23 protein-coding genes are annotated in these 19,126 nt (G+C 53.7%); 19 read left to right on the plus strand and 4 right to left on the minus strand.

The window, feature by feature from the left end:
• Window positions 1-148: 148 nt before the first annotated feature.
• The 3 genes from PAECUDRAFT_RS00905 (at window position 149) to PAECUDRAFT_RS00915 (ending at window position 3,330) form a co-directional block, all read left to right on the plus strand.
• Entirely contained in the window at window positions 149-1,456 is a 1,308-nt protein-coding gene (locus PAECUDRAFT_RS00905) for a DNA polymerase IV (protein WP_006036201.1), read from the plus strand.
• An 80-nt stretch (window positions 1,457-1,536) separates the two neighbouring features.
• A complete protein-coding gene (locus tag PAECUDRAFT_RS00910) occupies window positions 1,537-1,773 on the plus strand; it encodes a ferredoxin (RefSeq protein WP_006036202.1) in 237 nt (78 codons plus the stop codon).
• Window positions 1,774-1,920: 147 nt separating this feature from the next.
• A complete protein-coding gene (locus PAECUDRAFT_RS00915; protein ID WP_006036203.1) occupies window positions 1,921-3,330 on the plus strand; it encodes a L,D-transpeptidase family protein in 1,410 nt (469 codons plus the stop codon).
• A gap of 7 nt (window positions 3,331-3,337) precedes the next feature.
• On the opposite strand, the gene PAECUDRAFT_RS25850 is transcribed toward PAECUDRAFT_RS00915, so the two are convergent.
• A complete protein-coding gene (locus tag PAECUDRAFT_RS25850) occupies window positions 3,338-3,475 on the minus strand; it encodes a hypothetical protein (RefSeq protein ID WP_006036204.1) in 138 nt (45 codons plus the stop codon).
• Between the two features lie 221 nt (window positions 3,476-3,696).
• Here PAECUDRAFT_RS25850 and PAECUDRAFT_RS00920 point away from each other — a divergent pair, with 221 nt between their 5' ends.
• The 5 genes from PAECUDRAFT_RS00920 (at window position 3,697) to PAECUDRAFT_RS00940 (ending at window position 9,091) form a co-directional block, all read left to right on the plus strand.
• Entirely contained in the window at window positions 3,697-4,794 is a 1,098-nt protein-coding gene (locus PAECUDRAFT_RS00920; RefSeq protein ID WP_006036205.1) for a quinone-dependent dihydroorotate dehydrogenase, read from the plus strand.
• Between the two features lie 20 nt (window positions 4,795-4,814).
• Window positions 4,815-5,618 (plus strand): GTP pyrophosphokinase, encoded by an 804-nt coding sequence (locus tag PAECUDRAFT_RS00925; RefSeq protein WP_006036206.1) that lies wholly within the window; start codon window positions 4,815-4,817, stop codon window positions 5,616-5,618.
• A 65-nt stretch (window positions 5,619-5,683) separates the two neighbouring features.
• On the plus strand, window positions 5,684-7,456 hold the full coding sequence (locus PAECUDRAFT_RS00930) for an RsmB/NOP family class I SAM-dependent RNA methyltransferase (protein WP_006036207.1): 1,773 nt from the start codon (window positions 5,684-5,686) through the stop codon (window positions 7,454-7,456).
• Window positions 7,457-8,239 carry a pseudouridine synthase gene (locus PAECUDRAFT_RS00935; protein WP_006036208.1) on the plus strand — a complete coding sequence of 261 codons (783 nt, stop codon included), beginning with the start codon at window positions 7,457-7,459 and terminating at the stop codon, window positions 8,237-8,239. It abuts the gene before it with no gap.
• Window positions 8,240-8,260: 21 nt separating this feature from the next.
• Window positions 8,261-9,091: a Cof-type HAD-IIB family hydrolase gene (locus tag PAECUDRAFT_RS00940; RefSeq protein ID WP_006036209.1), complete on the plus strand. Its 831-nt coding sequence runs from the start codon at window positions 8,261-8,263 to the stop codon at window positions 9,089-9,091.
• A gap of 68 nt (window positions 9,092-9,159) precedes the next feature.
• Here PAECUDRAFT_RS00940 and PAECUDRAFT_RS00945 read toward each other — a convergent pair whose 3' ends face one another.
• The 3 genes from PAECUDRAFT_RS00945 to PAECUDRAFT_RS00955 all read right to left on the minus strand — a co-directional run bounded on the left by PAECUDRAFT_RS00945 (window position 9,160) and on the right by PAECUDRAFT_RS00955 (window position 12,555).
• Window positions 9,160-9,258, minus strand: coding sequence for a hypothetical protein (locus PAECUDRAFT_RS00945; RefSeq protein WP_006036210.1), 99 nt, complete (start codon window positions 9,256-9,258; stop codon window positions 9,160-9,162).
• A 321-nt stretch (window positions 9,259-9,579) separates the two neighbouring features.
• Window positions 9,580-11,016, minus strand: coding sequence for an RsmB/NOP family class I SAM-dependent RNA methyltransferase (locus PAECUDRAFT_RS00950; protein ID WP_006036211.1), 1,437 nt, complete (start codon window positions 11,014-11,016; stop codon window positions 9,580-9,582).
• A gap of 36 nt (window positions 11,017-11,052) precedes the next feature.
• Window positions 11,053-12,555 (minus strand): DEAD/DEAH box helicase, encoded by a 1,503-nt coding sequence (locus PAECUDRAFT_RS00955; protein WP_006036212.1) that lies wholly within the window; start codon window positions 12,553-12,555, stop codon window positions 11,053-11,055.
• Window positions 12,556-12,717: 162 nt separating this feature from the next.
• Here PAECUDRAFT_RS00955 and PAECUDRAFT_RS00960 point away from each other — a divergent pair, with 162 nt between their 5' ends.
• The 11 genes from PAECUDRAFT_RS00960 (at window position 12,718) to PAECUDRAFT_RS01010 (ending at window position 19,099) form a co-directional block, all read left to right on the plus strand.
• Window positions 12,718-13,017, plus strand: coding sequence for a hypothetical protein (locus tag PAECUDRAFT_RS00960; protein ID WP_006036213.1), 300 nt, complete (start codon window positions 12,718-12,720; stop codon window positions 13,015-13,017).
• 172 nt (window positions 13,018-13,189) lie between these two features.
• On the plus strand, window positions 13,190-13,837 hold the full coding sequence (locus PAECUDRAFT_RS00965) for a phosphorylase family protein (protein WP_006036214.1): 648 nt from the start codon (window positions 13,190-13,192) through the stop codon (window positions 13,835-13,837).
• Complete coding sequence (locus PAECUDRAFT_RS00970; protein WP_006036215.1) at window positions 13,830-14,360, plus strand: AAA family ATPase; 531 nt, start codon at window positions 13,830-13,832, stop codon at window positions 14,358-14,360. Before PAECUDRAFT_RS00965 ends, PAECUDRAFT_RS00970 begins: the two co-directional genes overlap by 8 nt.
• Window positions 14,344-14,886, plus strand: a complete 543-nt coding sequence (locus tag PAECUDRAFT_RS00975) for a YfiT family bacillithiol transferase (RefSeq protein ID WP_233516703.1) — start codon at window positions 14,344-14,346, stop codon at window positions 14,884-14,886. The genes PAECUDRAFT_RS00970 and PAECUDRAFT_RS00975 overlap by 17 nt, the downstream gene beginning before the upstream one ends.
• Window positions 14,874-15,350, plus strand: a complete 477-nt coding sequence (locus tag PAECUDRAFT_RS00980) for a GNAT family N-acetyltransferase (RefSeq protein ID WP_407636286.1) — start codon at window positions 14,874-14,876, stop codon at window positions 15,348-15,350. The genes PAECUDRAFT_RS00975 and PAECUDRAFT_RS00980 overlap by 13 nt, the downstream gene beginning before the upstream one ends.
• Window positions 15,351-15,363: 13 nt before the next feature.
• Window positions 15,364-15,789, plus strand: coding sequence for a GNAT family N-acetyltransferase (locus PAECUDRAFT_RS00985; protein WP_006036218.1), 426 nt, complete (start codon window positions 15,364-15,366; stop codon window positions 15,787-15,789).
• On the plus strand, window positions 15,786-16,463 hold the full coding sequence (locus tag PAECUDRAFT_RS00990) for a hypothetical protein (protein WP_050794242.1): 678 nt from the start codon (window positions 15,786-15,788) through the stop codon (window positions 16,461-16,463). The genes PAECUDRAFT_RS00985 and PAECUDRAFT_RS00990 overlap by 4 nt, the downstream gene beginning before the upstream one ends.
• A gap of 230 nt (window positions 16,464-16,693) precedes the next feature.
• A complete protein-coding gene (locus PAECUDRAFT_RS00995) occupies window positions 16,694-17,176 on the plus strand; it encodes an SRPBCC family protein (RefSeq protein WP_006036220.1) in 483 nt (160 codons plus the stop codon).
• 69 nt (window positions 17,177-17,245) lie between these two features.
• Window positions 17,246-17,857 carry a LysE family translocator gene (locus tag PAECUDRAFT_RS01000; protein WP_006036221.1) on the plus strand — a complete coding sequence of 204 codons (612 nt, stop codon included), beginning with the start codon at window positions 17,246-17,248 and terminating at the stop codon, window positions 17,855-17,857.
• 44 nt (window positions 17,858-17,901) lie between these two features.
• A complete protein-coding gene (locus tag PAECUDRAFT_RS01005) occupies window positions 17,902-18,153 on the plus strand; it encodes a DUF2164 domain-containing protein (RefSeq protein WP_006036222.1) in 252 nt (83 codons plus the stop codon).
• Between the two features lie 154 nt (window positions 18,154-18,307).
• Window positions 18,308-19,099 (plus strand): lipid II flippase Amj family protein, encoded by a 792-nt coding sequence (locus tag PAECUDRAFT_RS01010; protein WP_006036223.1) that lies wholly within the window; start codon window positions 18,308-18,310, stop codon window positions 19,097-19,099.
• The last annotated feature ends 27 nt before the right edge of the window (window positions 19,100-19,126 follow it).

Consider the following 19,126-nt stretch of genomic DNA (forward strand, 5'->3'; position numbering starts at 1 on the left):
TCTCAAGTCATAATTTCCTATTATAACACTTGTGCAACGGAAAGTAGAGAGGAAGCGCTATTTTTTTTAGGTTATGTTCCCGTTGACCCCCTGAAGATGAAGAGGGTATTCTGGAGAGGATAGGTAATGGACGGGAAATCAAGGTGTAATGCGCAAAAGAGGCGATAAATTGGAACAAAATGATCGGTATTATCCGGCAAAGGGCCGGGTCATCCTACACTTGGATATGAATGCTTTCTATTGCTCGGTGCATGAGGCAGAGGATCCGCATCAATATGCCGGTCAGCCGACGGCTGTGGCGGGCAGCGTCGAGCTGCGCAAAGGCATTATCGTTACTTGCTCCTATGCTGCCAGGCGTAAAGGGGTACGTACGGGCATGACGGTAAAGCAGGCGATGCGGCTTTGTCCGGAGTTGATGCTCATTCGCCCTGATTTTGAATTGTATCGGCAGTACTCGCGCGGTTTTATGGCGATTGCGAACCAATATACGCCACTCGTTGAAGCGACGTCGATAGACGAGTGTTATTTGGATATTACAGGGTCGAAACAATTCGGTTCTCCGCTCGATATCGCCCATGAGATTCAGCAACGCATCCGAACGGAATGGTCGCTCCCATGTTCAGTAGGCGTAGCGCCCAACAAACTGCTGGCGAAGATGGCATCCGACATGCAAAAGCCGAATGGGCTCACGGTGCTCCGAATCCGCGATGTGCCTGCCCTATTGTGGAATAAGCCGTGCGATACGTTGTTCGGCATCGGCCGGAAGACGGCGGACAAGCTTCGCAAGCTGAACATTATGACGATCGGCCAATTGGCTGCGACAGAGGAATCCTTGCTCGTTCGCCAATTCGGCGTTTATGGGCATTGGATGAAGGCGGCTGCGCACGGTCATGACGATTCTCCGGTGAAGGAGGGGCGGGAGCGGAATAAGTCGATCGGCCATACGACAACGCTGCCTGCCGACCTGACGAAGCGGGAGGATGCGCATCGCGTGCTGCTGAATCTGGCAGACCAGACAGGCCGGCGGCTTCGTCGGCAGCAAATGATGGCGAAGGTCGTCCAAGTTACGATCCGCAGGCCGGATATGACGACGATTCAACGTTCCTCGACCTTGGAGGTGCCGACCGAGACGGCGGATATCTTCTATAGAGAAGCATGCCGGCTATTCGATGCGAACTGGATTGAGCATGAGCCGGTACGGCTGCTAGGCGTTACGCTGCAGCAGCTGTCGCGGAAGGTGGACACAGCGGTGCAGCTGGATCTTTTCAATTATGAGGAGCAGCCGCGCAAGGAGGCGTTGACGCGCGCGATGGACGCGCTTCGCGACAGGTTTGGAGAGAGCGCCGTGCTGACAGCCGGGATGATTGGAGACGATCCATCTGCCTTAATTCGGAATAAACGAATTAGAGGGACATCCTTGCAAACTGACGAGCATATGATATATAGTGATGAGTAAAGAATTCTTTTGAATTCGCACATACATCATGCATTATCATATAATGCTAGTTTACTGCAATTTATATAGGAGGGTTTATCATGGGGAAATTTACTTGGGTAGATAAAGATACGTGCATCGCATGTGGCGCATGCGGAGCTACTGCTCCTGACATCTATGATTACGACGATGAAGGTCTCGCGGAGACGATTTATCAAGCAGACGGCAACACGGGTACCAAAGAAATTCCGGAAGACCTGTTCGACGACCTGCAAGATGCAGCTGACGGCTGCCCGACAGATTCCATCAAGATTGCTGATGAGCCGTTCAACGCTTAATTGCATACTGACACCTCAAGCCTTGTCCGTTACGCGGACAGGGCTTTTTTATATGTCCAGCTTGCCCGCAGGAATCATCGTTTGCCCATTACGATCCGATATAAAGGATAACGAACATGCGTGATGTGTTATGGAGGTGAGCCATGTATGGAGCCGATCCGGCATGCGGAGCATTTGAAGCAATATGTAAAGAAGCATCCCGATAATCAAATGGCATGGTATTTGCTTGGCAAGCAATACGAGGACCAAGGCAAAGCAGCAAAAGCGAATTACTGTTTTATGCAGGCTGGACATGTCTATGAGGCGTTCGAGCAGAGGCTGAACCCCGTAGATGAAGCGCAGGCTCAAATCCAAGCGCAGGCGGCACATGCGATAGCGTGGCTTCGCAAGGCTCGCATTCGTCGATTATGGTATCGCACCGCAACCGTTGCGGCGCTGTTGCTGTTTCTTGTCGTTGCGTGGCCGATAGGGAAATTCTCGGATGAGGACAGCCAAGAGCCGCATGCTCGCCCGATGGACGCAGCAGCAGTAGGCGTCGTATTCGTACAATCGAAGGAAGCGGGGGAGCTGGGCGAAGCTATGCATCAGCTATCGGTTGGCGAGCGGCGGGCAGCACTGGGCATAACTGCGCGGCTGCAGCCACTGGACGGCTGGCGTAACTGGAATGGAAATACCGCGCTATTATTTGCCGTGCAACGGCTGCCTGCCGGGGGCGTAGTCAAAATGAGCTGGTACGAGTCGCGCTTATGCGATTGCGAACCTGCGGATGCAACGAGCGCTTATGCGGCGTATGCCGAATGGAGCCAAGAGCAGGAGCAGCGCTGGACGCTTGGCAGCGGAATTCGGCACTATTTTGCGCGGTCGGGTCGTTGGCCTTCTTCGCTTGACGACCTCACGAAGCCTTACCCTAACAACATGATCTCAGGGGATACGCCGTTAATGAAAGCGATGTTTAACCAAGTGTTGGAGGATGCGAAGGACGAGCAGAAACAATCCGGCAGCGATGGGAAGCAAGGAGCTGGCGGAGGAACGGGAGCCTCGCAGGGCCAAGGGAACGGCTCGAAGAACGGGCAAGGAACGAGCAGCGGCGATCAGTCGAAGCTGTCTCTGTCGAATGAGCCGCTTCGCATTATCGTGGACAAAAGTGTGCATCGGCTTGCAGTTGTAAGCGGAGATGTGCTCGTAAGATCGTACAAGATTGGTCTCGGGGGCGGGAGAACGCCGGAGGGCGAATTCAACATTAGTGAAAAGGTTGAGAACCCGAACGGAAGGTCAGATGGGCCATTCGGCAGCCGGGGCATGACATTGTCGAATACGCGTTATGCGATTCACGGGACGGATGAGCCGCAGAGCTTGGGAGGCGACGAGTCGCTCGGATGCATACGGATGAGCCGGGAGGATGTCGAGGAGCTTTATGATCTAGTGCCGCTAGGCACGCGTGTGACAATACAAAAAGGAGGGCTGCCCGACGATGTTTCGGTACCTGACAGCCGATTCCGGCTGGATCCGAAGCAGGACGAGACGAACCCCCGCGGTGTGTATGCATGGTTGGATTAACGCATGATTATGTAAGAATTAGCAGAAGGGCCATGCCGACAATAATAATGCCTACAATAGAACCAATCCAAACTAGAGCCCGTTTGTTTACCGTCTCGACCTGCTTGGCTTTCATCGTAGGCGCTTTACGTTTCGGTGCGCTCATGGCGATCACCCTTTCTATGGGGAAGTAGGAAACTGCGAATATCTGTATTGTAACCGTTTACGTGAAACGCTGCAATAAGGACTATCTCGCTGGCAATCTCGATGATAAGCATAGATGAGCCGGTTCTGGAAGGGACGGCTCTTTTCTTTTCCTCTAGAAACGGCTACACTGAAGGGTAGAGAATTAACGTGTATGTACTATAGAGAACGGAGTGAACACCTTTGCTGTATACGAAAATGCTCAAACCGTTGATGTTCAAATTGGATGCGGAGCGAGCCCATCACCTCACAATCGGAGGGCTATCAGCCGCTGGGCGCATTCCAGGCGCAACTGCGATGCTTCGCTCGCTGTACGGTGTAGGCGCCGCTCCTGAGCTGGCGATCGATTTGCTGGGCATGTCATTCGCCCACCCGGTTGGACTGGCTGCGGGGCTCGATAAGAATGGAGCGGCAACGGACAGCTTCTCGAGCGTAGGCCTTGCTTTCATGGAGGTAGGGACCGTAACGCCGAAGGGACAAGCGGGCAACGACCTGCCGCGCCTGTTCAGGCTTCCGCCTGACGAAGCGCTCATTAATCGCATGGGCTTTAACAATGAAGGCGCGCAAGCGATGGCGGACAAGCTGAGCAAGCGCCGCAAGCGTACGGTGCCTTTGGCGGTCAACATTGGCAAGAACAAGACAACGCCGAATGAGCTGGCTCACGAAGATTACCGCAGCTGCATTCAAACCTTGTACGATCACGGCGATTTCTTCGTCGTTAATATCAGCTCACCGAACACGCCGGACCTGCGGGCGCTCCAGCATGGCGATGAGCTGCGTCTTCTGCTTGCGACGGTTACGGAGGAGATGGCTGCACAAGCTGCGAAGCGCGGACAGCAGGTGAAGCCTGCGCTGGTCAAAATTGCGCCGGATATGACCGATGAGCAGCTGGCATATACCGTGGATACGATCGCGTCCAGCGGCATTGCTGGCATCATTGCGACGAACACGACACTCTCGCGCGAAGGGCTGACCCACGCGAACGCCCGAGAGATGGGCGGCATGAGCGGCAAGCCGCTGCGTGACCGTTCGACGGAGGTAATCTCGGCTATTTATCGCCAAACGGGCGGGAAGCTGCCTATTATTGGCTCCGGAGGCATTTTTACAGCGGATGACGCATACGATAAAATTCGCGCAGGTGCGAGTTTAGTCGAAATCTACACTGCGCTTATTTATAAAGGACCCGAGGTGTTCCGTGAACTGACCGACGGATTGAAGGAACGGCTTAGACGGGACGGATATCGAAGCGTGAAGGAAGCGGTAGGCTCCAGCCATCACTAATCGGAACAGGAGGCGGCCGGATGGACGGAAGAGATTGGAATTTATTTTTGCAGCCCTATGAGCAAGCTGTTGAGGAATTAAAGGTCAAGCTGAAGACGATGCGGTCGGAACTCAAAATGCGTGAAGCGTATGCTCCGATTGAATTCGTCACCGGCCGTGTCAAAAAAATATCCAGCGTGATGGAGAAGGCCAAACGGCTTCAAGTGCCGCCGGATAAGCTAGAGTATGGGATTGAGGATATTGCGGGTATACGCATTATGTGCCAATTCGTCGATGATATTCATCGCGTAGCGGGACTTATTCGTTCTCGTCAGGACCTGACGCTCGTATACGAGAAGGATTATATTACAAACTTCAAGGACAGCGGCTACCGCAGCTATCATATGATTGTGGAGTATCCGGTTCAAACGGCGCTCGGGCTGAAGAAGGTGCTGGCCGAAATTCAAATTCGGACGCTGGCGATGAACTTCTGGGCGACGATCGAGCATTCCTTGAACTACAAATATAAAGAAAGCTTGCCAGAGGACGTGCGGCAGCGGTTGAAAAAAGCAGCGGAGGCTGCTTCGCTGCTCGATACGGAGATGTCGAGCATTCGAGCGGAAATATTGGATGCCCAGCGCGGTTTCGAAGAGAAGTCGAACGTCGTTTCCCGCGTGTTGACAGGCATTCAGCATCTATACTTTTACCACCGGTTCCGTGAAGCTGCACAGTTTCAGCTTAAGTTCAATGAGCTGTGGGAGCAGGAGGATGTGTTCGGGTTAAAGCAGCTGTCGGATGAGCTTGAGCAGTCGATTGTAAAAGCCAAACGAGGCGCGCAGCAATAGAGAGGAAGGCCGGGCGACCTAGCGGTCAGCCCGGTTTTTGTTCTGACTAGCAGGAGGACGGAAAGATGAAATACGACTTGCCGACGGTGTTCGTTGAGCAGATGAAGCGGCTGCTTGACGGGCAGTTTGACGAATTCATGTCATCATATGATGCGCCGAGGCTGTACGGGCTTCGTTCGAATAGCTTGAAGGTAGGCCAAGAGCAATGGGCCAAGCTGTCGCCTTGGCAGCTGCGGCCGATTCCTTGGTGCGGCACAGGCAGCTACTATGACGGTGAAGACCGTCCTGGCAAGCATCCCTATTACCATGCAGGGCTATATTATATTCAAGAGCCTAGCGCAATGGCGCCGGTTGAGCTGCTGGATGTCCAGCCAGGCCATCGCGTGCTTGACTTATGCGCTGCGCCTGGCGGCAAGTCGACGCAAATCGCGGCGAAACTGCAGGGAGCGGGAATGTTGGTTTCCAACGATAACGCAGCAGAGCGAACGAAGGCGCTGGCGAAAAATATCGAGCTGGCAGGCGTTCGCAATGCGGTCGTATTAAACGAAGAGCCAGCCTCGCTCGTGCCCGCCTTCACGGGATGGTTCGACCGCATTCTCGTTGATGCGCCATGCTCGGGCGAGGGCATGTTCAGGAAAGACGAGTCGATGATTGCCGCTTGGGAACGGCATTCCGTTGAGCGGTGCTCGTTGATGCAGCGAGATATTTTGCGCGATGCAGCAGCGATGCTGGCGCCTGGCGGCGTACTTGTTTATTCCACATGCACATTCTCCCCTGTAGAAAATGAAGCGCAGATCGCCGCCATTCTGGCTGCCGACGACGAGCTGGAAGCTGTGCCTGTTCGGTTGGCGACAGGGTTCGTGTCAGGGCGGCCAGAATGGGGACAGGCTGCCGTTGACCGTGAAGACGGCGCACAGCAGGGCGAACAGCAGCTGCATGCTGCAGCGGCAACCAAAGAGGATGAGGCGGATGGCTGGGCAGCTTGCGGCATGGTGCGGCTGTGGCCGCATCTGCTGGATGGCGAGGGGCATTTTGCTGCCGTTATACGACGTCGCCCAGCGGAGATTGTCGACGGTGCAACGAAAGCTGTCCAGAAGGCAGATGCTGCCGCGGCAATGGCGAGCAGAGACGATACAGCAGGTCGTAATGGAAGCGGCGCCATTCTCGCTGCTTCCGAAGCGCCGCAGCACCGTGAAAGCGGAGGCAAGCGGGGCGGTCGCAATGGCCGAGAGGCGGATACGAGATTGCAGGCAAGCCGCGGTGGGAAGACGAGCGGCAGCAATGGCGCAAGAGCAGCTGGCGGAGCCTCAGGCAAGCGGGGCGAGGCGTCAGCTTCGCGAACAGGTGCAGGTAAGGGCAGGCGAGGCGGCTCGCCAGCAGCTGCTCCCGTTGATCCGGCTGCGTCCTGGCGCGGATTCGCGGACGAGCATTTGATTGGGGCGGACAATTGGCCTGGCACGATCGTTGCATTCGGCGCGCGCGTCTATTTGCAGCCTAGCGGGCTTCCGTCGTTAGACGGCTTGCGCGTGGTGCGCGCCGGCTGGTATTTGGGCGATGCGGGGACGCATCGATTCGAGCCGTCTCAAGCGTTAGCGATGGGCTTGCAGGCGAGCGAGATGAATCGCGTTTGGCAGGCATCAGCGAATGATCCGTCGATTTTGCGATATTTGAAAGGCGAAACGCTGCATTTGGAACCCGAACAATTGACCTTAGTTGATTCGGATACGCCTGCTAAAGGCTACACGCTCGTCTGTGTGGATGGATATCCGCTCGGCTGGGGCAAATATGCAACCGGCATGTTGAAAAACGAGCTGCCGGCTGGATGGAGATGGGTATAGATGGGAAGAGCGAGCAAGGAACAGACGGCTACCGATAAACGGATGCGATTGGACAAGCTGTTAGCCAACATGGGGTACGGGACGCGAAGCGAAATTAAAAAGGCCGTCAAACAAGGCAAGGTGACGGTGGATGGCCGTGTTGTGAAGGATAGCGGTTTGCAGATTAAGCCAAACGAGCAGCAGGTGGCATTCAGCGGCGAGCTTGTCGTTTATCGGGATGTCGTTTACCTCATGCTGCATAAGCCGCCGGGCGTTGTTTCCGCAACGGAGGACTCGCGCGATGAAACAGTGATCGATCTGCTCGACGCTGACGATCGCATCTTGCAGCCTTTCCCGGTTGGCCGGTTGGATAAAGATACCGAGGGGCTGCTGCTGCTGACCAACGACGGACAGCTGGCGCATGATTTGCTGTCTCCGCGCAAGCATGTGCCTAAGACCTACTTCGCACGCGTATTAGGCGAGGAACCGGTTGGCCAAGCGGATCGCGAGCGCTTCGCTGCTGGCGTTGAGCTGGATGATGGCTACGTGACGATGCCGGCTGAGCTGGAGGTGGAGCAAGCGGAGCAGTCGGATGACGGGTGGGTTTCCTTGATTCGGATAACGATTCAAGAAGGCAAATTCCATCAGATCAAACGGATGTTCCAAGCGGTTGGCAAACAAGTCATTTATTTAAAAAGGCTGTCTATGGGGCCGCTGCACTTGGATGAGACGCTGCCGATTGGCGCATATCGCGAGCTAACCGAGGACGAGATTGAGCTGCTGCGATCCCATCGCAACGGATAAGAGAGGGAGAGGATGACTGCAATGACGCATCAATTAGAACTGCCTTATGCGCTTATCGCGCTTGATGTAGACGGGACGCTGCTCACGGATGACCACGAGCTGACAGAAGGGACGCGCGAAGCGGTGCGCGCTGCCGGTTTGCATGGAGCGGAGCTCATGCTATGTACGGGACGCGGCCCTGCGGGCGCGCTGCTGATTATGGATCAGCTCGGGCTTGGCGGGACGATTATTACGCACAATGGGGCAGCGACGGTCGATGCGGAGGATCGAAGCATCGTCCATCAATTTGATTTTACGCAGGAGCAAGTTGAGCCTTTCGTGACCTATTGCCAAGAGCATAAGGTTCATTACGATCTAAATACGGCCTTCGATCTTTATGTGTTTCAGCAGTTGGAGCAGGAGGGGCTCGACATGTATGCCAAATATGGCGTCGTGCCGATTGTGCTCAAGCCCGGTGACCGTGTGCCTGGCGATCTTGTGAAGCTGACTGTATTCGCGGAACCGAAGACGCTTGATGCTTTGGAAGCGGAATGGCGAACGTGGCAAACGGATTTGCAGGTCATTCGAAGCGGTGAATATTTTGTCGATGTTCAGCATGCCTCGGCGAACAAGGGCAGCGCGCTTGAGCAGTTCGCGTTGAAGCGAGGCATTGATCAGCAGCGGATTATGGCGATCGGCAATTATTATAATGACATAGGCATGCTTCGTTACGCCGGGCTTGGCGTTGCGATGGCGAACTCGCCCGATGAAGTGAAGGCTGCAGCGAATGCCCAAACGCGATCCAATGCGGAGGACGGCGTAAAATTCGCGCTTGAGCGTTATGTACTAGGCGTCGAGCAACACAACCAATAAAACCGGAAAAGCGCCAGACAGCTTAGCTGCCTGGCGCTTTTCCTATGGTTTACGCATCGCTCAGGTGATTAGTACAAGATTCCGCGAGTAACAATTACCAGCAGAATGAACAGAACCAGGATGACACCTGCCGTCGTGAAACCTCCACCGCCGTATACACCGGACATGCGATATTCCTCCCTGAATCTTTATTTCCGGCCCTCGGGGCTTGCAGCCGCTTGTGGTTCGTTTGTTGTTGTCGTTTGTTTCGTCTGCCCCGTCGCTCGGTATACAGTATAGTATGAAAAACAGCCCGCAACGATTGGACATTTGCCCTGTATCACATACATTTGGGCATCTGCCCGCTTCGAGCATCCGAATGGATGGTACGCGGCATCCATGATAGTCAACAGGGAGGGATTGCTGAACGGGAGACAGCTGGCTGCAGGGCAAACGAAAGGCTGAGCGCTCGTCTCCAAAGACGGACGCTCAGCCTGTGCAAGCTGGCATTAGGATAAACGGCGCAGCCCTTTTGGCAAATGGTTTTTGAGCTGATTTTCGCTTGCCTTTGCCCATCCGACAGGGAGACCGTCGACGGCTATAAGCGTCCAGCCGTTGCTCGCGTCAGGCGCGTGCAGCGCCTCACCGCGAAGAAATGCAGCTAATTCTGGCGCATCAGGCGAATAGGATACAATGCGAGCAGCTGCACTGGCAGGCATTGCAACGGCAAGCGCATGCGCGGGCTCGATCCGTTTGGTTCGCATATCGCCGAGATGCAGGCCGGGCCGAACGACTTTCAACCCATGCAGAGCGGAAGAGCCAAACCGGCGTTCTGCATCGGATGGCAGCCAGTATAATGCGTCTCCGAAGCGCAAGGGCTCGCCAGCTCCGAGCTCCAAGCCAGGCAGCGCTTCCTGTGCGAAAGCATCGAACAGCGCCATCTCGGCAGATAAGCTGGTCTGGCCGCCGCTAGGCTTGCCGCCTGAGCGGCGATCGCCGCGCTTCGACTTCGATCGGGGCTGGGGGCTGGCAAGGGAGGAGTCCGCCGATGCATGTTCCTCCTCGGCTGTGGACTTCGTCAGTACAGCGACAAAATGCCCTTCGCCCTTGCATTGATGAGGCCACAGGCGCTCCGTATGTTCCAACCGAAATGTCGGGAAGGCTTCAAGGAATGCGGCGATGGCATCTTCATTCTCTGCGCGATTGAACGTGCAGGTCGAGTAAACGAGCCGACCGCCAGGCTTCAGCATACGCGCCGCATGGACAAGAATATCGGCCTGCCGAGCAGCGCAAAGCTCCACATGAGCAGGGGACCATTCTGCAATCGCATCCGCATCTTTTCGGAACATCCCTTCGCCCGAGCAAGGCGCGTCCAGCATAATGCGATCAAAGAAAACGGGAAACCGCTCCGAAAGCTGATCGGGTGTCGCGCAGGTGACGACCGTATTGCGGAAGCCGCAGCGCTCGACGTTTTCGCTTAATATTTTGGCGCGGGCGGGATGAATTTCATTCGCAATAAGCAAGCCTTGATTCTGCATTGCGCCCGCGATTTGCGTCGTCTTGCCGCCGGGCGCAGCAGCGAGGTCGAGTATCGTCTCGCCAGGCTGCGCTTCCAGCGCTTCGGCAGCGGACATTGCGGAAGGCTCCTGAATGTAATAAAGGCCTGCGGCATGATACGGGTGTTTGCCGGGGCGGACTTCTTCATTATAGTAGAAGCCTGTCTTGCACCAATCGATCGGCTCAAGCCCGAACATTTGGGTTAAAGCGTGAAAGCGCTGATCGCCATTCCATTGCTGGGGCGGCAGCTTTATTGGATTAAACCGCAAGCCGTAGGCCCGGGGCGCATCATAGCTGGCGAGAAACGCTGGCGTCTCGTCGCCCAGCAGCTGCCGAGCTTGCTGAATGAACGCCTCCGGGAGCAGACTGCGTACGTGGGTAAGGGACAATTTCAAGCACTCCTTCTAAATCGGAAAAAGTGACGGTTACCGTCCGCGGCGTCCGCCGCCGTTATTCGAGCGGTCGCCGCGCGAGCTGCCGCCTCGAGGAGCAGAGCCACTGCTGCCGCGCGAACCGCCGCGGGGCGCAGAGCCAGCGCTGCTGCGGGAGCCGCCGCGACCGCCGCCAGCAGGGGCGTCGCCCCAAGGGCTAGCGCTAGCGGAACCGCTGCCGCGCTTGCCTGCTGGCGCAGAGCCAGCGCTGCTGCGGGAGCCGCCGCGTGCATCGCCGCGACCGCCAGCCGCGCCGCGCGAGCCGCTGCGACCGCCGCCAGCCTTGGCGCCGCCGCGCGAACGGCTGTTGCGCTCCTGCTCTGCTTTTGCGCCTTGGCGGTCCGGCTTCACGCGAACCGGCACAGCGCCGCGCGCCACGTCGGAATCCTGACGCAGCTCGATTTTGACGCCAAGCGTCTTCTGAATATTGGCGACTGCGCCAATATCATGCGAGGATACAAGCGTGACAGCCATGCCCTCATTGCCCGCACGCCCTGTACGGCCGATCCGGTGGACGTACGTTTCGGGATCTTGCGGCACATCATAGTTAAACACGTGGGAAACGCCCTCTACGTCAAGCCCGCGTGCCGCCACGTCCGTAGCGATGAGCACCTGCAGACGCGCTTGGCGGAACCGTTTCATAACTTGCTCGCGCTTGGCCTGCGACAAATCGCCATGCAGCTCGTCGCTGGAAATGCCGCGCTCTTGCAGCGCTTCATTGAGCTTCTTCGCCCGAACCTTCGTCCGGCAGAAAACGACCGCCAGATAAGGCTGATATTTCCCGATGAGCTCGACCAACGTATCTTCCTTGCGGCGATCGGTTGTCTCAATCGCAACCTGACGAATTTTGTCAACCGTCACCTTTTCAGGCGTGATGTTTACATCCGTTGGCCCATTCATATACTCCGCGCCAAGTTTGCGAATCTGTGCAGGCATCGTCGCGGAGAACAACATCGTTTGACGATGCTGGCGCGGCATCGATGAGACGATGGTCTCGACATCCGGCAGGAAGCCCATATGCAGCATTTGATCCGCTTCATCTAATACGAGCATGCGGATTTTGCCCAGACGAATCGTTTCGCGGCGCAAATGATCAAGCAGGCGGCCAGGCGTAGCGATCACGATATGCGGCCAGCTGTTGCGCAGCTTGCGAATTTGCGATTCCACATCTTGTCCGCCGTATGCGGCAAGGATGTTGGCGCCGACCGTTTTGGCCAGCTTGTTCAGCTCCGTCGTAATTTGAATTGCGAGCTCGCGCGTTGGGGTCAAAATAAGCGCTTGCGTATGGTTTTTCGTCGTATCGATTCGCTCCAGAATCGGCAAAGCAAACGCAAGCGTTTTGCCCGTACCCGTCTGGGCCTGTACGATAACGTCCGCGCCATTAAGCACCAGCGGGATGGCTTTATGCTGTACGGGCGTAGGCTCCGTAATGCCGTATGAAGAAAGAACGCTTGTCAGCTCTTGCGATACGCCAAGCGTCGAAAATGTAGTTGCCATTTCAAAAACTCCTCTTTGTTGCGACCTGTTCCGGTCGAATAATCCCATTAAGTATACCAGTTGCGGCGAAATAGCGCATCTTTCTGCTTTATTCGCCTCTTTTTTCATGTTTAGCTGTTATGTTATACTACCTGAATCACATGGGATAAAGGAGATCGCAGCATGGCATTCGGCGTTAAGAGACACGAGCTCCAGGAATGGAAAAAGCGCGTCGAGCGCGGCGAAATCGCCCTGCTGACTCATTATTGGTACGAGGAGCGTTTTCCGGGCAATCGGACGATTACGAAGGTAGGCTGCAGTGATCTGGACCGCTTGGCGGCTTGGTGCGTACAGTACGGGCTTGATCCGCGGTACATTCATCACCGGGAGCATTTTCCGCATTTTGACCTGATTGGCCCGAAGCAGCGGTCTGTACTGGAGCAAATGGGACGGCATGATCTCATTGCGCGTTTTCGCCTATGAATAGCAAGAGATCTCCAATTGGGGGTCTCTTTTTTTGTATGGCTGGATTCTCTTAATCCTGGTGGAAAAGCACGGAAAATGTGGTAACTTAATAGATATAGTATACCCAGTGCCACATGGTTTATAGCGATGAGTAGGTGAAAATCTTAATCGGAAAAGGATGGTGGAGCGTATGATCGAGGATCGTTATTTAACGCCTTCGCAAGTGATGGCGCATCGTTATCAGAATCATCCGAGACCGAATTGGACGATTGCCATTTTATGCTTTCTTGTTAAGGAGCTTACGCATCTTGGGGTTGAAACGATCATCGGCTACGGCGCTGCGGGTTCGATTAATCGAACGATGAAGCAAGGCGCTCTTGCGCTTGGCGCGGAGTCGCTGAACAGCGATGGGACAAGCCGGACCTATTTGCCAGAGAGGCACAGGTTTTCTTGTGATCCGGCGCTGCTTGATATAGCAAGAGAAGTATCGGAACGTATGAAGCTAGAAGTGCATGAAGCTATAGCGGCGAACATCGATGGACTATTTCGCGAGACGAAGACGCTGGTGCGGGAGCTGCAAGCGGAAGGCGCCCAGATGGTTAATTTGGAAACGTCCGCGTTGTATGCCTCAGCAGAAATTTGCAAGGCAAGGAGCACTTGGCTCGGATTCATTAGCGACCGTCTCGTGCAGGAGGAATGGGAGAGCTGGGACATCGATTCGTCGGCTTTGTCGACTCAGGTTTCGCTCATTTGTTTGGGTATTGTGAAGCAATGGGTTTCAGCTGCTGCTTGCGAAGTCCCTTATCGGAACGGATCGGAGGAGACTGTCCATGAGTAAAGATGGTGTAATTGAGGAATTAGCAGAACGGTTGAAAGAGCCTTCTGCCTTCGTCGTGATGATGTGCGGCGTGGCCGGGTCTGGCAAAACGACATTCGCTCAGCAGCTGGAGCAAGCCGGTTATGTTCGTCTTTCAATTGATGAAGAGATATGGTCGACCAATGGGCGATATGGCATCGACTACTCCCCTGATGATTATGAGCAATTAAAGCGGGATGCGGAAGCGAAGCTTCGAAAAGAGCTCATCACGCATGTTCGCAATCAGCGCTGCGTCGTCGTCGATTTTAGCTTTTGGGCACGCAGCAGAAGGGATGAATACAAGCAAATTATTGAAGAGGCCGGCGGGCAATGGGCACTCGTTTATTTGAAGGTGGGACCGGAAGAATTGCGCAAGCGGCTTCGTATACGGAGCGAGCGCTTTGATGCGAATGCGGCTTTTCCGATTACGGAGGAAATTTTATCGTCGTATCTGAGCGGCTTCGAAATGCCTGTAGGAGAAGGAGAGATTGTCATTGACGAATGATGCCATTCGGTTCCCAATCGGTCCGTTTACGCCAGCGCTGGCTATTTCAAGAGAGGAAAGAGCGAAGCAAATCGGGCAATTAACCGAGGTGCATGAGACGCTTGCCAAGCTGACCTCCCATCTGAACGAGGACCAGCTGAACGTCCCCTATCGGTCAGGCGGGTGGACGATTAAGCAAATTATCCATCACATGGCGGACAATGATATGAATGCGTATCTTCGGTTCAAGCGAGGACTGACGGAGGATGCGCCGATGGGAAGCTCGTACGATCAGGACGGATTTGCCGGACTGAGCGATTATCGCGATGTTCCAATCGACAATTCGATTCAGCTATTGGCGATTCTTCATGCTCGATTGGCGACTCTGGTCCAGCGTCTTGATACAGATGCGTTTGCTCGGAAATTAAATACTGCAGCGCTCGGCGAAATTACGTTAGATATTGCGTTGCAGCGATTCGTGTGGCATAACCGGCATCATATCGGACAAATCGAGTCGCTTGTGAAGTCGCGGGGGTGGGGAGCTTGATTAATAAACGATCTAGAGCCATTGCTCGCCCTATCCATAAGGATGAGCTGCCACAGCTCCTTCAGCTTTATCAACATTTGCATGCGGATGACCCCGAACTGGTTATGAATGATGCGTTAGAAACGCTTTGGGATGAAATGCTTCACGACCCGAGCACGCGCATTCTCGTCATGGAGCATAATGGCGAGCTTGTCGCCTCCTGCGTCCTGAGCCTGTTGCGAAATTTAACCCGCGGCGCAAGGCCCTATGCGCTGATCGAAAATGTTGTCACCCATGCGAATTACAGGAGGCAAGGACTCGGCAAAGCCGTGCTGGAGCATGCGATCGCGATTTGCGAGGAGCATCATTGTTATAAAATCATGCTAATGACGGGGTCCAAACGTGAAGAGGTGCATCATTTTTACGAGAGCGTTGGATTCAAAAAGGGTTTGAAGACAGGGTACATCATCAAGTTGGGTGAATAGGAGGGAAACTTCAATGCAGGTTGCTTATTTAGACTATGTTATTACGGATAACAAAACAAAACTGGACATTGAAGTCGTATCGGATCTTTTGTCCAGAAGTTATTGGGCAAATGAACGGTCCCGGGAACGTATTGTAAAGTCAATTGAAGGATCGGTATGCTACAGCGTGCTGCATCACGACAAGCAGATCGGCTTTGCCAGAGTCGTGACGGATGGCGCGACCATGTACTATTTAGCTGATGTTTTCATCTCGGAGGACTACCGGGGAGAAGGAATCGGGAAGAAGCTGGTGGAGGTTATCGTGAACCAACAGGATTACGAAGGGTTGACTGGCATTCTCGGGACGTTGGACGCGCATTCTTTGTATGAGCAGTACGGTTTCGAGCGAGAGCCCGAACGGTTTATGCGCAGGGCAGCTCAGGAGCACAGCGAGCGTTGAAGCAAAAGTTGATTGCCAGGATCGAATCGATGCTCATGAAGCTGCTGTTCGAGCATCGCGTTGATCCGCCGTTTACCGAGGAGGAAACGGCTGAGTTTGAACGCCTGTATGCGGCTGCGCTACAGCATGGAGGAAATGTCGACTATCAATCGAAGTTTTCCAAATTTCGCTTCATCGATTACATCGTCCAGACCCGCAAATACGTCGTACACGGCTCCAATTATCGGACGATCAAGCAGTTTGAGATGAGGAAGCAAACCCTATTTGATGGTACTGTTGTCAATGCTGTCTTTGCTTCTACGGACGGCCTTTGGTCGATTTTTTATGCGGTGTTTGATCGCAGCAAGGTAACAACGAATTTCAGAAACGCATGCTTTAAATCAATGGACCGCAACCGCTATTATTTCTTTTCACTCACTAGGGACACGATGGATCGCGATCCATGGACGACGGGCATCGTTTATTTCATCCCGGGCGATAGATTCGAGCAGGTCCACAAGCGTCGCATCCACTTTGACGAATGGATATCTAATATGCCAGTGAGCCCGCAGCTCATGCTGGTAGTAGATCGGCGGGATTTTGAACCGATCAGAAGAATTTCCGTCCATAAACCCAAGGAGCCTATGATCAAGACCTGGCTCCTGTACAAATTTAGAACACGGAATGGAGCTTAACGCACAAGTGAACAAAGACTTGATGGAGGATTGGGGCAACGAGGAGCTATCAGTCCGCAGCGAAAAGAAAAGAAAAGAACGATCAAGCTGTTTGTGACAGGATGTTTGATCGTTCTTGTGATTATCGTTGTATTTATTGTTATGGAGTTTGATTTACTCCGTTCAAAGCTATTAAATATTTGTAATACGACGAGCTGTTGAATAGCATAGCCAGAGAGGAGCAAGACGTCATGATTCAAGTCAAGACAGAAATCGAAATTGATGCACCGATTGACGTCTGCTTTCGCTTGGCGCGAGACATCACTGTCCATACAGAGACCGTCTGGAAGCATACAAGAGAACGGGCAGTCGCAGGCGTAACGTCAGGCCCGATCGGCTTGGGCGAAACCGTAACGTTTGAGGCTACGCATTTTCTAGTCCGCCAGAAGCTGACCTCTCGCATTGTAGCCTACGAGGAACCGACGTTATTTATTGATGAAATGCAGCGGGGGGCGTTTAAGCAGCTGAAGCATATCCACGCGTTCAGGCAAGCGGGGCAAAAGACGATAATGACGGATATTTTACACTTCTCTGCTCCCCTCGGACCGCTCGGATGGATGGCAGAGCGACTCGTTTTGCAGCATTATATGAAACGATTTTTAATCGACCGCAACGAACGATTGAAGCAGATGGCCGAGCGAATGTGTGCCGAGCAGTTCAATAACAAGGTTTGAATGGCTTCGACAACGCCGATAATGGGGAACAATTACAGCCAATATTGAGACGGGATGTCGAGCTTAGCTATGTCCATTTTACTAAAAGGGATCATGATCGGACTGTCCATCGCGGCCCCCGTGGGACCGATTGGCATTCTCTGCATGAAACGAACCTTGAATCAGGGGAGAGCGTTCGGGATTGTATCGGGTTTTGGCGCGGCAACGGCAGATGCCGTGTACGGACTTATCGCAGCGGTTGGATTCACATTGATAACCGAGCAGCTGCTTGCATATCAAACATGGATTCGCCTTATTGGCGGTCTGTTCCTCTGCTACTTGGGCTTGCAAGCGATTGTTGCAAAACCGCAACTGCCGCATCAGGAGGATGCGGCATCCAGCCGTCATTTGCTTGCGGCTTATTTAACAACCTTCTTCTTAACGATAATGAATCCGATGACGATCCTATCCTTCCTTGGCGTGTTTGCTGGTGTGAATGCTGCCGGCGCTTCGCATGGACGAGCCGTGACCATGGTGGTTGGCATTTTTGTTGGCTCCATGCTGTGGTGGCTGCTGCTTGCGATAATGGTGGGGCTGATTCGGGATACATTGACGCGCGGAGCGATGGTTGCAATCAACCGTATATCAGGCTGTCTCCTTGTGGGGTTCGGTCTATATGCAATCGGTCGAATGCTGGTTTAACCGTGATGGTTCCTAAACTATGAAAGTGAAGAGGTGTTTGTTTCATGATCGTCATTAAGCTGCCTAAGGAAGAAAAGGCGGAAGTCATTAAGCAAGTTCAGGCATTTTTCGAAGAGGAGCGTTCAGAATCGATTGGCGAAATTGCAGCTGAGCTGCTCGTTGATCGCATGATTCAGGAGCTTGGGCCATATATTTATAATCGGGCCATTGCGGATACGAGGGCAATGGTTTCGGACAAGTTTAACCAAATCGATGACGAACTCTATGCGCTGGAGAAGCCAGCAAGCCGGCGATAGATGACGGGGGAGATCCATTTTGTTTAGACATCAATTGCCAGCTGACGCTGAAACTGCCGGTATGCGGTTGGGGGTTGCTCGGGATCGGTCGTAGGATTACGCACATTAATTTATCCGCAGATGATGTAGAATCGTTTCGGAGGGTGATCGCGCGTTGATTAATAGCTTAATGATCGTGTTTGTTCTCACGCTAGTCATTCACACGGCGGAAACCCTGTCCTATGCGGTACGCTTCGCTGGTGTGAAGCTGAATAAAATCGCAGTCGCCTTATCGTTGACTGGCATTATCGTGCTCGTGTCGCGAACGGCGAATTTGATCCAAGCGCCATTAACGGCGAAGTTTGTCGACTATGCGAGACATCATGCATCATTTCCGCTAATTGATTATATGCGTTTTATTCTGCTCGCTTCCTCGGTCGGTACGATCGTGGCCATTGCGTTGTTTCCGACGTTTGTCAGCTTGTTCAGTCGCGTGATCGCCAAGCTGGAGGTCGCAGGGTCGATCCCGAAGCTTATTACGAGTGTAACGATCGGACAATTGATCAACACGAAGCATTATTTGCGCAAACCAGCTTTCTCGTTCTATTATTTTCGTTATTTAGGCATTCCAAAACGGCTTATTTTTCTTAATGTTGTCGTAACAGCGTTCTATACGGTTGGTGTTATGGCATCGCTCTACGCCGCACATTTGCTGCCAGCGTTCAGTACGACAGCTTCACAAGCCTCTGGCATGATCAATGGGATCGCGACGATTCTGTTGACCATTTTCATCGATCCGCAGCTTGGTTTGATTACCGATAAGGCGCTGCACCATGAGGAATACCGCAATCAGCTTGGCAAAATTTACGTCGTTCTAATGACATCGCGTTGCTTAGGCACGCTGCTCGGCCAATTTATACTTATCCCGTCTGCCTATTTTATCGGGATGATTGTGAGGCTGATCTAGTGAGGCGATGGTCGTTCTTAAGATCAA

Source organism: Paenibacillus curdlanolyticus YK9, assembly GCF_000179615.1.
Taxonomy (GTDB): domain Bacteria; phylum Bacillota; class Bacilli; order Paenibacillales; family Paenibacillaceae; genus Paenibacillus_T; species Paenibacillus_T curdlanolyticus.

Bases quoted from the DNA above. Each gene is read 5' to 3' on its own strand.
- PAECUDRAFT_RS00960 (WP_006036213.1), top strand. From the start codon at position 12,718: ATGGCATTCGGCGTTAAGAGACACGAGCTCCAGGAATGGAAAAAGCGC.
- PAECUDRAFT_RS00930 (WP_006036207.1), top strand. From the start codon at position 5,684: ATGAAATACGACTTGCCGACGGTGTTCGTTGAGCAGATGAAGCGGCTG.
- PAECUDRAFT_RS00955 (WP_006036212.1), bottom strand. From the start codon at position 12,555: ATGGCAACTACATTTTCGACGCTTGGCGTATCGCAAGAGCTGACAAGC.
- PAECUDRAFT_RS00965 (WP_006036214.1), top strand. From the start codon at position 13,190: ATGATCGAGGATCGTTATTTAACGCCTTCGCAAGTGATGGCGCATCGT.
- PAECUDRAFT_RS00945 (WP_006036210.1), bottom strand. From the start codon at position 9,258: ATGTCCGGTGTATACGGCGGTGGAGGTTTCACGACGGCAGGTGTCATC.
- PAECUDRAFT_RS01000 (WP_006036221.1), top strand. From the start codon at position 17,246: ATGTCCATTTTACTAAAAGGGATCATGATCGGACTGTCCATCGCGGCC.
- PAECUDRAFT_RS00915 (WP_006036203.1), top strand. From the start codon at position 1,921: ATGGAGCCGATCCGGCATGCGGAGCATTTGAAGCAATATGTAAAGAAG.
- PAECUDRAFT_RS00995 (WP_006036220.1), top strand. From the start codon at position 16,694: ATGATTCAAGTCAAGACAGAAATCGAAATTGATGCACCGATTGACGTC.
- PAECUDRAFT_RS25850 (WP_006036204.1), bottom strand. From the start codon at position 3,475: ATGAGCGCACCGAAACGTAAAGCGCCTACGATGAAAGCCAAGCAGGTC.
- PAECUDRAFT_RS00905 (WP_006036201.1), top strand. From the start codon at position 149: ATGCGCAAAAGAGGCGATAAATTGGAACAAAATGATCGGTATTATCCG.
- PAECUDRAFT_RS00940 (WP_006036209.1), top strand. From the start codon at position 8,261: ATGACGCATCAATTAGAACTGCCTTATGCGCTTATCGCGCTTGATGTA.
- PAECUDRAFT_RS00970 (WP_006036215.1), top strand. From the start codon at position 13,830: ATGAGTAAAGATGGTGTAATTGAGGAATTAGCAGAACGGTTGAAAGAG.
- PAECUDRAFT_RS00910 (WP_006036202.1), top strand. From the start codon at position 1,537: ATGGGGAAATTTACTTGGGTAGATAAAGATACGTGCATCGCATGTGGC.
- PAECUDRAFT_RS00985 (WP_006036218.1), top strand. From the start codon at position 15,364: ATGCAGGTTGCTTATTTAGACTATGTTATTACGGATAACAAAACAAAA.
- PAECUDRAFT_RS00935 (WP_006036208.1), top strand. From the start codon at position 7,457: ATGGGAAGAGCGAGCAAGGAACAGACGGCTACCGATAAACGGATGCGA.
- PAECUDRAFT_RS00925 (WP_006036206.1), top strand. From the start codon at position 4,815: ATGGACGGAAGAGATTGGAATTTATTTTTGCAGCCCTATGAGCAAGCT.
- PAECUDRAFT_RS01005 (WP_006036222.1), top strand. From the start codon at position 17,902: ATGATCGTCATTAAGCTGCCTAAGGAAGAAAAGGCGGAAGTCATTAAG.